The organism is Stenotrophomonas sp. LGBM10, assembly GCF_046736075.1.
Taxonomy (GTDB): domain Bacteria; phylum Pseudomonadota; class Gammaproteobacteria; order Xanthomonadales; family Xanthomonadaceae; genus Stenotrophomonas.
This window is the reverse complement of the sequence record NZ_CP177163.1, coordinates 3,845,787-3,859,150: the sequence shown is the minus strand read 5'-3', so window position 1 is coordinate 3,859,150 and position 13,364 is coordinate 3,845,787. Positions and strand designations below refer to the sequence as shown.

Sequence of the window (13,364 nt, the reverse complement as noted above, 5' to 3'; positions counted from 1 at the left end):
CCGCCCCGGGACCCGATGCACGTCACGGATTGGAGCGGCTGCGACCGTCGCCAGGGGCGCGCGACGGCGGCCGGCCCGGCGGGCGGTTCCCCGGTACAATGGGCGGCTCACCGCAGCCTTTCCGGCTGCCTGCCCGCCCACCCGACTGGAATAAGCGCCATGACCGGGACGCCAGCTTCGACCGTGCCGACTTCGGCCGGCTCCGCCGTGCCCTCCACCACTCCCCGCCCCGACCTGCTGCCGCTGCCCGGCGCCAGGCCGGCCGTCACCGGCCCCGTCCGCGGCAAGCTGTACATCAAGACCCACGGGTGCCAGATGAACGAGTACGACTCGGCCAAGATGGCCGACGTGCTGGCTGCCGAAGAAGGGCTGGAGCTGACCGACGACCCGTCCGAGGCCGACGTGCTGCTGATGAACACCTGCTCGATCCGCGAGAAGGCGCAGGAAAAGGTGTTCAGCCAGCTCGGCTACTGGAAGGCGCTGAAGAACAACGGCCGGGGCGTGATCATCGGCGTGGGCGGCTGCGTGGCCTCGCAGGAGGGCGAGGCGATCATCAAGCGTGCCCCGCACGTGGACCTGGTGTTCGGCCCGCAGACCTTGCACCGCCTGCCGGAGCTGATCCGCCAGCGCCGCGCATCGGGCAAGTCCCAGGTCGACATCAGCTTCCCGGAAATCGAGAAGTTCGACCGCCTGCCCGAACCGCGCGCCGACGGTGGCTCGGCGTTCGTGTCGATCATGGAAGGCTGCTCCAAGTACTGCTCGTTCTGCGTGGTGCCCTACACCCGCGGTACCGAGGTCAGCCGCCCGTTCGAGGACGTGGTGGTGGAAGTGGCGCAGCTGGCCGCACAGGGCGTGCGTGAGATCAACCTGCTGGGCCAGAACGTCAACGCCTACCGGGGGCCGTACGGCGACGGCGAGTTCGCCGACCTGGGCCTGCTGATCCGCACCATCGCCGAGATCGACGGCGTCGGCCGGATCCGCTTCACCACCTCGCACCCGCTGGAATTCAGCGACTCGCTGGTGGACGCCTACCGCGACGTGCCGCAGCTGGCCAACTTCCTGCACCTGCCGGTGCAGGCCGGCAGCGACCGGGTGCTGTCGGCGATGAAGCGGGGCTACACCGCGCTGGAGTTCAAGTCCAAGATCCGCAAGCTGCGCGCGGTGCGGCCGGACATCTCGATCAGCTCGGACTTCATCGTCGGCTTCCCGGGCGAGACCGAGGCCGATTTCGAGAAGACCATGACGCTGATCGAAGACATCGGCTTCGACCAGAGCTTCTCGTTCATCTACTCGCGCCGCCCCGGCACGCCGGCCGCCGATCTGGAAGACACGATCAGCGATGCTGAAAAGCACGCGCGCCTGTCGCGCCTGCAGGCGCGGATCAACGAGCAGGCCGCGGCGATCTCCGAGAAGATGGTCGGCACGGTGCAGACCGTGCTGGTGGAAGGCCCGTCCAAGCGCAACCCGGACGAGCTGACCGGCAAGAGCGAGAACATGCGCTCGGTGAACTTCGCGGGGCACCCGCGCCTGATCGGCCAGTTCGTTGATGTGCAGATCACCGAGGCGTACAGCAATTCGCTGCGGGGGCGGTTGGTCGTCGCCTGATGGAGCGTGCCGACCAGCGGTCGGCGCTACCACTGCAATGCCGACCAGCGGTCGGTACTACCACTGCAATGCCGACCAGCGGTCGGCACTACCACTGCATGCCGACCAGCGGTCGGCACTACCACTGCAATGCCGGCCGGCGGTCGGCACTACCACTGCAATGCCGGCCGGCGGTCGGCACTACCACTGCAATGCCGGCTGGCGGTCGGCATCTACCATTGCGGTGCGCTCAATCCAGGCGTTTGCGGAAGCGCAGGATCGCCAGGGTCATCATCACCGCGATGAAGGCGAGCAGCGCCAGCACTTCCGGCCACAGCTCCCAGATCCGTGCGCCGCGCAGCATGATGCCGCGGATCAGGCGCAGGAAGTGCGTCAGCGGCAGCACCTCGGCCAGCCATTGCACCGGGCGCGGCATGCCGGCGAACGGGAACATGAAGCCGGACAGCAGGATCGACGGCAGGAACACGAACATGGTCATCTGCATGGCCTGGAACTGCGACTGCGCCTTGGTCGAGATCAGCAGGCCCAGGGTGAGGTTGGCGGTGATCAGCAGGATCGCTGCCAGATAGACGTCCACCACGCTGCCGCGGATCGGCACCTCGAACAGCCACAGGCCCAGCAGCAGCACCAGCGTCGTCTGGATCAGTCCGATCGCCGCGTACGGCAACACCTTGCCGATCATCAGCTCGCTGCGGCTCAACGGGGTGGCGATCAGCAGTTCCATGTTGCCGCGCTCGCGTTCGCGCACGATCGCCACCGCTGTGAACATCACCATCGTCATGGTCAGGATGATGCCGATCAGGCCGGGCACGATGTTCACTGCCGAGCGCCGCTGCGGGTTGTAGAACGCCACCACGCTGATCTGACCGCCCCCGGCCACGGCGCCGCTGCGCAGCGGCCGGTCGTTGCGCAGCGGCTGGTTGTCCAGCGGCACCTGCGCCAGCTGGACCGCCGCGCTCTGCACGACGGTGTCGCTGCCATCCACCAGCACCTGCACGGCCTCGCGGCCCTCGAAGCGGCGGCGTTCGAAGTCGGGCGGGATCACCACGCCAATGCTGATCCGGCCGTGCCGCAGCGCCGCCATCAGTTCGTCCGGGGTCCGCGCGGCCAGGGTGGGGGTGATCACGCCGGTCGCCACCATGTCCATCACCAGCGCGCGTGAGGCGGCGGTCCCGGCCTGATCGGCAATACCGGTGTGCAGATTGCGCAGATTGAGGTTGATCGCATACCCGAACAGCACCAGTTGCATCACCGGAATGCCGACGATCATCGCCAGGGTGATGCGGTCGCGGCGCATCTGCCGCAGCTCCTTGAGAATGATGGCCCAGAGCCGGCGCAGGCTCATGCCGCCGCGTCCCCGGCGTGTCCATCCTCGCGCCCGCGCGTGGCCGAGACGAACACATCTTCCAGATTGGCCTCCACCGGCGTCACCTCGGCCTGCTGGCCGCCGGCGCGCAGGGCCGCCTCGAGCCTGCCCTGCGCATCGTCCTGCGCCGCCAGCAGCACCCGCAGGCTGTTGCCGATCTGCGCCACGCTGAGCACGCCGGGCACGGCGGCCAGCAACCGTTGCGCCTGTCGCGGCTGCGTCGCCGAGACCGCCAACGTACGTCCCGCCAATGCGGCGGTCAGGGTTGCGGGGGTGCCATCGGCCACCAGCATGCCCCGGTCCAGAATCGCCAGGCGATGGCAGCGCTCGGCTTCATCCATGTAATGCGTGGACACCAGCAGCGTGGTGCCGGCGTCGGCCAGGTCGAACAGCTTTTCCCAGAAGTCGCGCCGCGACTCCGGGTCCACCGCACTGGTGGGTTCGTCCAGGAACAGCAGCTCCGGCGATTGGATCACCGCGCCGGCCAGGGCCAGCCGTTGTTTCTGGCCGCCACTCAGGGTGCCGGCCAACTGCGCCTGGCGGTCCTGGAAGTGGTACTGCTCGACCAGTTCCTCGATGCGCCGCCGTGCGTCGGCGCGCGGAATGTCCTGCACCGCCGCGAGAAACTCCAGGTTCTCGCGCACGGTCAGGTCCTCGAACAGCGAGAACCGCTGGGTCATGTAGCCGATGCGCCGCCGCAGCGCTTCGGCCTGCTCCGGAATGCGCAGGCCGAGTACGTCGATGTCGCCCTCGGACGGGGTCAGCAGCCCGCACAGCATGCGGATGGTGGTGGACTTGCCCGACCCATTGGGGCCGAGGAAGCCGTAGACAGTGGCGCGCGGCACGCTCAGGTCCACATGGTCCACCGCCACCAGTGCACCGAAGCGCTTGGTCAGCCCGCGCGCCCGGATGGCCAGGTCGTCCTGCCCGCCCTTGCCCGTTGCCGGCGCGGACCGCTGGGTGGCGACGGCATCGACGGCCATCAGAACGTCACCCGCACCGGCAGCCCGGCCGGCAGTCGCGCCAGCGTGGCGGCATCGGTGTCGATCAGTTCGATCTCGGCCAGATAGCTCAGGCGGGCTGCGTCGTCGCCGGTCAACGCGTAGTAAGGGGTGAACACCGGGTCGCTGCGGACCGCGCGGACCCGCCCGGACAATGCCGCCTCGCGTCCCTGCACGTACACCTGCGCGCCCGAGCCCACGGCCACCGACGGTCGCAGCGGCGACGGCAGATAGACCCGAGCATAGGGATGCTCGCCCACCAGCAGCACCGCCAGCGGTGCGCCAACCGGGGCCTGGTCGCCGAGCCGATACGGCAGCGCGTCGACCACGCCGGCGCGCGGCGCAACCAGCGCCAGCTTGCGCAGGGTCACGGCCTGCTCGGCCTGCTGCGCCTGCGCGGCCTCCAGCGACGCCGCGCCCTGCCCGACCTGCTCGGCGCGCGTGCCGTGCTCGAGCGCCAGCAGGATCTGCTCGGCCGCCCGGACAAGGCCGTTGGCATTGCCGGCAGCGGCGCGGGCGCGATCCACGTCGGCAGCAGCCACCAGGCGCTGCCGGCCCAGCGGCTGCAGCCGCGCATAGTAGGCCGCCGCGTCCACCGCCTGCGCCTTGGCAGCGGCCAGATTGGCCCGCGCCTGGGCGATCTCCTCCACCCGTGGCCCGTGTTCGAGTTCTTCCAGTGCCTGACCGGCGCGCTGCGACTGCGCCTGCAGCGCGGCCATCTGCGCGGCCGTGCGGGTGGTCTCCAGTTGCAGCAGGGGCGCACCGGCCGGCACGCGCTGGCCTTCGCGCACCGACACCGCCACGATGGTTTCGGCCGCAGGCGCCGGCACGGTGATCCGGTCCCATTCGAGCGTGCCCAGGGCCTCGGGGGGCGCCGGCCGGCAGGCGGCGAGCAGCAGTGCCGCCGGCACACCGAGGCGAAGCAGGCGGGAGCAGAGCGAAGCAGCCATCACAGGTACCGGATCGGTGCGGACCGCACCATGCTGCCTCGCGACCCGGTGGTCAGCCGTGAAGGAGGCGCGGACCGGCTCGGCGTCGCCGCGGCCGCCTTACCGCACCTCGTCGTAGCTCAGCTTCTCCACGTCATACCCGTACTGCTTGGCCATGTACGCATTGATCTGCGCCAGCCCCTGGATCAGCATCTTTCCGTCCGGCGTGCCGCAGCGGTTGGCGACGTTCTTCATGCCGTAGATCAGGGCATCTTCCTTGCTGCGCTTGGGCGTGGGATCGGGCGTCCACCACGGGAAGTGGCGCAGCGGCTTGTTGCTGGGCACATCGTGCTGCCAACAGACGAAGACGAGGCTTTCCTTGCCCTTGGCGTCGTAGTCGTAGACGCGATAGCTCGCGTAACCGCTGGTGGTGGGCGTGACCTTGAGTACGCCGCTCTCCGCGTAGCGCTTGAGATCTTCCCGGGCAACCTCCTGCGACATGCCGCCGTAATGGATTACGCGGGTCAGTCTGCCGTCCGCGCCGTACATCTCCTGGCGGTTCAGGTCCGCGCCGCGCCATTGCCGCTGGCGTGGCGCGCGGCGGTTGGCGTCGAAGAACTCCATCACCGTGGAACCGCTGCGATGCGGATAGGTGCGTACGCGCGGGTACTTGTCGAGTGAAGCGAACTGGTCGTCGATGACGGAGAGTGGGACCCGCTGGTTCGGAAAATCGTACTGCAGCTTCTTGAACCCGTCGCTGGAGAGCTCCTTGTACAGCGGCTGCGCGTCATATGCGGCAAAGCCCATGTACTCGGTGGACAGGCTATAGATGCCCTTCGTCTTGAAGAAGCCAAAGAACACGCCCTTCCGCCCACCACCGGGCCCGGTGGCATCGAGCCAGGCATTGCCCTGCCCGCGCCACTTCCCCGGTGCTTCGCGTGCATCGAGGCCATTGTCCTCTTCCTTTTTGCGAGGTGCCCGCAGTTCCGCCAGCAAGGTCCCGTCAGCGTGATAGCGGTAGCTGGAGATGGCCACATCACCGACCTGAAGTTCCGCGCATTGAGCACCCGGCACAGTGGTCAATGTCTCGTTGATACCCCCCGTCGTGGAGATCAACTGCCCCTTGGCGTTGTAGTCCGCGCAAAACGCAAGGCGATCGAGCATCAAGGTCTTGGGAAAGCGTGGGCTCAGCGCATTTACGTCGTCGGTTTCCTGCAACCTCGCTTCGACCAGATGACCCCCTTGGTCATAGAAATATGCCTCGGCACGTGTCATGTAGTAGTGCGGAGTGAGCTTGGCCAGGATCGGATTCCTCTCCTGCGCGGGCACGGCACGATAAGGGACCGCCCCCATGTTGCCGCTCTCGTCTCGACGCAGGCCAGGCGCGCCGTCTGGCCGAGGACGTTCCATCGGACTGTGAACCCGATTCTCCCATTGCTCCAGACGGCACACGCGCTGACCACCGCTGCCATCGGGCTCCAGATACACCACTTGGCCCTCAGTCGGACCAAACCTGCCTTGGTGCTGGTCGGCGACAGCTGGGAGTAGTGCTGGAACACGCAGACTGCCGTCGCCTTGAACCTGAGGCCACTGCAATGTAATCCGCTGACGTCCGGCCTCGTTGAACAACAGGCTCACGCCCGACACGGGCGAAGCGAGGAGATCCGCTCGGTCCGAGCAGGCCGCGCCTGCCCGCGCCGAGGTAGCCCAAAGTGCCACCACCAGCAGACCCAGCACACCGGGCTTCACGCTCACAGCTGATGCAGACCAAGCCATCTCGTCTCCGGTGCGGGTCGATGTGCCTGCGATGCCTTACCGTACCTCGTCATAGCTCAGCTTCTCCACGTCATAGCCGTACTGGCTGGCCATGTACGCATTGATCTGCGCCAGCCCCTGGATCAGCATCTTTCCGTCCGGCGTGCCGCAGCGGTTGGCGACGTTCTTCATGCCGTAGATCAGGGCATCTTCCTTGCTGCGCTTGGGCGTGGGATCGGGCGTCCACCACGGGAAGTGGCGCAGCGGCTTGTTGCTGGGCACATCGTGCTGCCAACAGACGAAGACGAGGCTTTCCTTGCCCTTGGCGTCGTAGTCGTAGACGCGATAGCTGGCGTAACCGCTGGTGGTGGGCGTGACCTTCAGTACGCCGCTCTCCGCGTAGCGCTTGAGATCTTCCCGGGCAACCTCCTGCGACATGCCGCCGTAACGGATTACGCGGGTCAGTCCGCCGTCCGCGCCGTACATCTCCTGACGATTCAGATCCGCGCTGCGCCATTGCCGCTGGCGCGGCATGCGACGGTTGGCGTCGAAGAACTCCATCACCGTGGAACCGCTGCGATGCGGATAGGTGCGTACGCGCGGGTACTTGTCGAGTGAAGCGAACTGGTCGTCAACAACCGAGAGCGGGACCGGCTGGGTCGGGAAGTCGTACTGCAACTTCTTGAACCCATTGCTCGAGAGCTCCTTGTATAGCGGCTGCGCGTCATACGCGGCAAAGCCCATATATTCGGTGGACAGACTGTAGATGCCCTTTGTCTTGAAGAAGCCGAAGAACACGTCCTTCCGCCCCCCTGCCGGCCCCGTGACATCAAGCCACGCATTGCCCTGTCCACGCCACTCCCCCGGTGCATCGCGTGCATCGAGGCCGTCATCCTCCTTCTTCCTCTGCGGCGTTCGGAATTCTGCCAGCAGGGCTCCATCGGCGTAATAGCGGTAGGTGTAAAGGGCCACCTCTCCGACCTGAAGCCCCGCGCACTGCGCGCCGGGCACCTTGCTCAATGTCTCACTCATGTTCCCCGTGGTCGAGATCAACTGCCCCTTGGCGTTGTATTCCGCGCAGAAGGCAAGACGATCCAGCATCAACGTTTTGGGCAAGCGTGGGCTCAGCGCGTTTACGTCCGCGGTTTCCTGCAACCTCGCTTCGACCAGACTGCCCGCTTGGTCATAGAAATAAGCCTCGGCACGTGTCATGTAGTAGTGCGGAGTGAGCTTGGCAAGGATCGGATTCCTCTCCTGCGCGGGCACGGCACGGTAAGGGACCGCCCGTACGATGCTGTTTTCGTCTCGACGCAGGCCAGGCGTTCCGTCTGGCTGCGGACGTTCCATCGGACTGTGAACCCGATTCTCCCATTGCTCCAGACGGCACACACGCTGACCGCCGCCGCCATCGGGCTCCAGATACACGACCTGGCCACCGGCGGGGCCGAACTTGCCTTGTTTCAGTTCCGCCACTGCCGGCATCATTCTGGGAACACGAAGACTGCCTTCGCCGTCGAAGCGCTGCCCCCGCAACATCACCCTGTCCCGCGCCCCTCCATTGAACAACAGGCTCACGCCTGAAACGGGTGAGCTCAGGAGATCGGTGCGGTCCGAGCAGGCCGCGCCTGCCCGCGCCGAGGTAGCCCAAAGTGCCACCACCAGCAGACCCAGCACACCGGGCTTCACGCTCACAGCTGATGCAGACCAAGCCATCTCGTCTCCGGTGCGGGTCGATGTGCCTGCGATGCCTTACCGCACCTCGTCGTAGCTCAGCTTCTCCACGTCGTAGCCGTACTGCTTGGCCATGTACGCGTCGATCTGCGCCAGCCCCTGGATCAGCATCTTTCCGTCCGGTGTGCCGCAGCGGTTGGCGACGTTCTTCATGCCGTAGATCAGGGCATCTTCCTTGCTGCGCTTGGGCGTGGGATCCGGCGTCCACCACGGGAAGTGGCGCAGCGGCCTGTTGCTGGGCACATCGTGCTGCCAACAGACGAAGACGAGGCTTTCCTTGCCCTTGGCGTCGTAGTCGTAGACGCGATAGCTCGCGTAACCGCTGGTGGTGGGCGTGACCTTCAGTACGCCGCTCTCCGCATAGCGCTTGAGATCTTCCCGGGCGGCATCCTGCGGCGACGCACCGTTGAGGATCACGCGTGTGAGCTTCCCGTCCGCACCGTACATCTCCTGCCGATTCAGATCCGCGCTGCGCCATTGCCGCTGGCGCGGCATGCGACGGTTGGCGTCGAAGAACTCCATCACCGTGGAACCGCTGCGATGCGGATAGGTGCGTACGCGCGGGTACTTGTCCAGCGAAGCGAACTGATCATCAATGACCGAAAGCGGGACCGGCTGGGTCGGGAAGTCGTATGCCAGCTTGGCGCTGCCGTCCGCGCTCCGCTGCTGGTAGAGCGGCTGGGCATCGAAGGCGGCAAATCCCATGTCATGCGTGGCGAACGTGTAGATGCCCTGCTTCGGAATGAAATTGAACAGTGCTTCTTCGCGCTTGGCGTCTTTGCCTTTCAGCCACGCGTTGCCCTGCCCGCGGCCGCGCGCGCCCTGCGGCTGCGACGCCGTGTCGTCGTCCGCCTGCCCGGGGCCCGGGGTGCGCAGATGCGACAACAGCGTACCGTCGGGATAGTAGGCATACGTGGACATCGCCGCCGTGTCCGGCGCGACCTGGCTGCACTGGAAGCCCGGCTGGAGGCTCACTGCTTCGCTCGGACCGCTGGCCATCGTCATCCGGCCCTGCGCATCGTAGCGGGCACAGAAGGTCAACCGGTCGGCCACCACGGAGCGCGCGGTGTGATTGCTGGCCACCGTGATGTCCGGCGTCTCATGCATGCGTGCCTCGACCAGGTGCCCACCCGCGTCGTAGAAAAAGGCGTCGACGCGGGTCATGAAATAGTGGGGAGTCAGTTTGGCCAGGATCGGATTTCCCTCCTGCCCGGGCATGGGACGCGGTGCAGCCGCCTGCACCTTGCCGGCAGGGGCGCGACGCAAACCGGGCTTGCCATCCGGCTGCGGGCGCTCCAGGGGACTGTAGACCCGGCTCTCCCATTGCTCCAGCCGGCACACGCGCTGGCCGCCCTTGCCATCCGATTCCAGATAGGCCACCTGGCCCTCGGCCGGACCGAACCGGCCCGCCGCGAGGCTGGCGGCGGACGGCACCAGTGCAGGCGGCCGCAGACGGCCGTCCTCCTGGATCTGGCCGTGCTGCAGCATTACCCGCGCGCCGGCGCCGTCGTTGAACATCAGCGTCACGCCCGCGACGGGCGACGCCAGCGGATCGGACCGGTCCGTGCAGGCGGCCGCCGCCTGGAACGCCACGGCCCCCATTGCGATCGACACCGCCCCCGTCACGCAGCGCTTGAACCTCATACCTGTTCCGTGCCCGTCTTGATCGGGTTGACCGATGCCATGCGTGTTCCTTCGTCGTGGATGCCACGGTGCGTCGGCACGGCGGCGATGATCTGGTTGGGCATTGCGGCGGCAGGGTCGTCCATGTTGTGACCCCACTCCAGCGGCATCGTCACCCAGAACCCCTTTACCGCCGCTGCACCGTCGCGCAGCCGCGCAAGGCCCTTGCTGACATTGTGGCGCCCCACGGTCCGGGTTACCTCGCCTTCCATCACACTTGGAACCGACATGTAGCCCGCCTGCAGGTCCGAAGGCTGGGCGTAGATGTAGCGTCGCACCTTCTCGCGCTTCTCGTCCATGCCGGCCGTGGCAAAGCCCTGGAAGACCGCATCGTAGGTACCCATGCTGTTGCGCGGTACGTTCTGGAACACCTCTTCAAAGGCCGCCGCATTGGCATCGGCGAGCTTCTGGATCGCCTGCCAGCAAGCGCGGCTGGCCGGTTGCTCGATGAAGGACACGTCGTCCGCGTTCGGCCGGATCGGCGGGTGATAGGCACTTCCCGCCATATTGGTATACCCCTCGTCCTTGGCGACACGGCCCGGCACAGCCCCCGTCTCGATGGACTTCCCCAGGAACTTCTTCCAGAGCCGCAGGCGCAGGTCGCGCGCGAACGTACGCGTCACCACCATCGCGCCGTTGCCCAGGTTGCGCACCTTGTTCTCCGTGTCCACGATGACGGCCGCGATCTCGGTGTCACCGGTGCCTTCCAGGCTGCGGTCGTTGCAGTTGGCGCTGCCGATGATGGCCACCGCATCGTCGACGATCAGCAGCTTGGAGTGCACGTAGCACTGCTCGGTGACCAGGTAGACCGGCGGGTTCGCGCTGCTGCCCTCGGCGGTTGGCGGCGCACTGCGGTAGTTGTCGTGGTTGGTGTCCTTCAACACGCCATAGCTGCGCAGGTTGAGGATGGTCAGGTAGTCCTTCCAGCCGCCTTCGGCGACCGCCGCGCGCAGGTCGGCTTCGCTCACGCTCTCGCGGCGGATCTTCAGCTTGCGTGCCACCAGCGCGCGCGCTATCTGCCGGATGAGGCTGTCGCGCCCACGCAGCAGGCTCTGCTGCACCCAGTACTGCTGCTTGAGCACCGCGCCATCGAACAGACTGCCTTCCGGGTGCACCGGCAAGGTCACGTAAACGTGGAAGTCCTGGCCGCAGCCGATCGCCTTGATGATGCGCGAAGCCAGCGTGGCCACCAGCTTGTTGTGCGCCGCCGATGGCTGGCCCTGCCGGAATTCGCGGATGTCCTTGATCGCGTTGCCGGCACCCAGCCGATCGGCGACGCCTTGGGTGGCGCCCAGTCCGCGGTCGGCGATCTTGGCTTTCTTGTCCTGCGCCGGGGTCAACTCGCCGCGGCGGCCGCCGGTGATGATGGTGTCCAGCTTTCGACCGGGCTCGGCATCGGAGAAGCCGCAGTCGGAAATCAGGAACTGCGTTTCCACATAGACATAGGCCTGGGCGGATTCGATGCAGTTGAGCATCGCATCCTGGATGGAGCGCATCGGCTGATTCCGGTCCCAATAGGGGCTCAACCCGGGATCGTTCATGTCCAGGCCATGCTCCTTGCAGGCCTCGCGCTCCATCGCGTGCAGCGCCGTGCCGGACGAGCGCACTACCTGCACGGTGACGCCACCGGCGCTGCCGGGCCGCGACACGTCGCCAAACAGCGCCTGGCGCCCGCCCATCGCCTCCAGCCATTTGCCGGACAGCGGCGTCAGTTCGCGGCCGCGTGCCAACGAAACCTGCTCGGGGATGGCGGCACCGATCCGGTTGGCGGTACGGATGCCCGCGTTGGTGGCGTCGCGGATCTTCTGCCCCGCCGCCCGGTCGCCGCGCTGGTTCTGCCACACCATCGCGTTCCAGCGGTGCATGAAGTTGCGGCAGATATCGGACACCGCCGGACCTTCCAGGCGGGCGTGCACGTCCTGCCAGGGCATGCGCGCGTGGCGCCCCGCATCCAGCAGCATCTGCGCGCGGTCGATCGGCTCGTTGAGCCACTTCTCGAAGGCGAGGAACGCATCCTTGGCCTTCTGCAGCGCGTCCAGCGCAGCCGCCTTGAGCTTGTCCACGTCCTTGCCGATTTCCGACGGATCATCGATGTAGTCGCCCGCCCGGTCGATCACCTTGCCGCCGGTCTCGCGGACGGCCTCGACGGTCGCCTTCAGCTCATCCCAGCGCGCCATGAACCCCTTGGCCTGGATGTCGACGAAGGCCTTGGCCGCATTCAACGCATGGTCGGCCGCGCCGCTGACATTGCCCTTGCCCAGTTCGTCGTAGCTGCGGTTGCCGGAGGCGATGACCTCCGAGTACTTCAGATCGGCCTGCGCCAGGCTCTTCTGGATGCCCTCCAGCAGGGTGCCCAGCGTCTGCACCAGGCTGGTGGCGGTGGAGTAGCCCGGAATGACCAGGCCGCGGATCTTCTCCGTCACCGCATGCTCGGCGGCGTCGGGAATGCCGGCCTTGTCGGCGTAGTCGAGGATTTCCGCCAGGGCGGCCCCCTTCTCCCACTGCTCCTTGAGCAGGTCCATCGCCGTGGCGATGTTGGGCAGGTAGGCCGCCGCGAACCCCGGCCGCATCCGGCCGGTCGCATCGGGGCCGGTATCCATGACGTCGCGGGTGAGCTCCCACTCGTCCCCGGTCATGCCGCGCGCCTTGGTCACGCTGTTGTTGTAGTGATCGTTGATGACGTGCAGCGCCGGGTCGCAGACCACGTCGAAGTTGCCGTCGTCCCAGCGGCCATGCGCGACGTCCAGACCGCCGACGAAACCGATCTTGCCGTCGATCACCAGAATCTTCTGGTGGTGCGAGAACGCGATGTTGAACGCGTCGGAGCGGCCGGTGGCCGGGTTGTGCAGACCCACTTCAATGTTGCCCGGGGTGTTGTCGTCGCGCATCTTGTATAGCGCGGTCCGGGCTTCATTCTCATGCGTGTAGGCAGCGGCCTCGATGCTGTCGTAAAGCAGCACGCGCACGTCGACGCCACGCAGGTTGATGGCGTCGAACAGCAGCTCGCTGAGGCGCCCGCGATGCTCTTTTTCTCCGCGCCCTGTCAGCTCCGTGTCGAAGTTCATCTGCCAGTCGGCGATGAAGATGAACTTCTTCGCACCGCGGATGGCCTCGGCCATCGCATGCATGGCCGAGCGCCCATCGGTGAAGGATTTGACGGCGTTGCCCTGGCGGATCGGCGCGAACTGGCGATCGGCCGGCGCGTAGTAGTCACGGCTGGACGTGCTCTGCTGGCCGGTCTGGCAGGTCAGCGCGTTGCGCGCGACGGTGCTGGTGTTGGTCCCATCGGCCATG

The 13,364-nt window shown here is 66.7% G+C and carries 8 protein-coding genes; 1 reads left to right on the top strand and 7 read right to left on the bottom strand.

Annotated features, from left to right (window positions below; translation table 11 throughout):
- Nucleotides 1–159: 159 nt before the first annotated feature.
- Nucleotides 160–1,605: a tRNA (N6-isopentenyl adenosine(37)-C2)-methylthiotransferase MiaB gene (miaB, locus tag ACLB90_RS16810; protein ID WP_411850536.1), complete on the top strand. Its 1,446-nt coding sequence runs from the start codon at nucleotides 160–162 to the stop codon at nucleotides 1,603–1,605.
- A 229-nt stretch (nucleotides 1,606–1,834) separates the two neighbouring features.
- Here the strand turns inward: miaB and ACLB90_RS16805 are convergent, their stop codons facing one another.
- The 7 genes from ACLB90_RS16805 to ACLB90_RS16775 all read right to left on the bottom strand — a co-directional run bounded on the left by ACLB90_RS16805 (nucleotide 1,835) and on the right by ACLB90_RS16775 (nucleotide 13,363).
- Entirely contained in the window at nucleotides 1,835–2,950 is a 1,116-nt protein-coding gene (locus ACLB90_RS16805; protein WP_411850535.1) for an ABC transporter permease, read from the bottom strand.
- Complete coding sequence (locus ACLB90_RS16800) at nucleotides 2,947–3,882, bottom strand: ATP-binding cassette domain-containing protein (RefSeq protein ID WP_411852783.1); 936 nt, start codon at nucleotides 3,880–3,882, stop codon at nucleotides 2,947–2,949. The genes ACLB90_RS16805 and ACLB90_RS16800 overlap by 4 nt, the downstream gene beginning before the upstream one ends.
- 71 nt (nucleotides 3,883–3,953) lie before the next feature.
- Nucleotides 3,954–4,922 carry an HlyD family efflux transporter periplasmic adaptor subunit gene (locus ACLB90_RS16795; RefSeq protein WP_411850534.1) on the bottom strand — a complete coding sequence of 323 codons (969 nt, stop codon included), beginning with the start codon at nucleotides 4,920–4,922 and terminating at the stop codon, nucleotides 3,954–3,956.
- A gap of 99 nt (nucleotides 4,923–5,021) precedes the next feature.
- Nucleotides 5,022–6,656, bottom strand: a complete 1,635-nt coding sequence (locus ACLB90_RS16790) for a hypothetical protein (RefSeq protein ID WP_411850533.1) — start codon at nucleotides 6,654–6,656, stop codon at nucleotides 5,022–5,024.
- A gap of 57 nt (nucleotides 6,657–6,713) precedes the next feature.
- A complete protein-coding gene (locus tag ACLB90_RS16785) occupies nucleotides 6,714–8,348 on the bottom strand; it encodes a hypothetical protein (RefSeq protein ID WP_411850532.1) in 1,635 nt (544 codons plus the stop codon).
- Between the two features lie 57 nt (nucleotides 8,349–8,405).
- Nucleotides 8,406–10,031, bottom strand: a complete 1,626-nt coding sequence (locus ACLB90_RS16780) for a hypothetical protein (protein ID WP_411850531.1) — start codon at nucleotides 10,029–10,031, stop codon at nucleotides 8,406–8,408.
- Nucleotides 10,028–13,363, bottom strand: coding sequence for a phospholipase D-like domain-containing protein (locus tag ACLB90_RS16775; protein WP_411850530.1), 3,336 nt, complete (start codon nucleotides 13,361–13,363; stop codon nucleotides 10,028–10,030). The genes ACLB90_RS16780 and ACLB90_RS16775 overlap by 4 nt, the downstream gene beginning before the upstream one ends.
- Nucleotide 13,364 lies beyond the last annotated feature (1 nt).

Bases quoted from the DNA above. Each gene is read 5' to 3' on its own strand.
- ACLB90_RS16775 (WP_411850530.1), bottom strand. From the start codon at position 13,363: ATGGCCGATGGGACCAACACCAGCACCGTCGCGCGCAACGCGCTGACC.
- ACLB90_RS16795 (WP_411850534.1), bottom strand. From the start codon at position 4,922: ATGGCTGCTTCGCTCTGCTCCCGCCTGCTTCGCCTCGGTGTGCCGGCG.
- ACLB90_RS16780 (WP_411850531.1), bottom strand. From the start codon at position 10,031: ATGAGGTTCAAGCGCTGCGTGACGGGGGCGGTGTCGATCGCAATGGGG.
- ACLB90_RS16805 (WP_411850535.1), bottom strand. From the start codon at position 2,950: ATGAGCCTGCGCCGGCTCTGGGCCATCATTCTCAAGGAGCTGCGGCAG.
- miaB (WP_411850536.1), top strand. From the start codon at position 160: ATGACCGGGACGCCAGCTTCGACCGTGCCGACTTCGGCCGGCTCCGCC.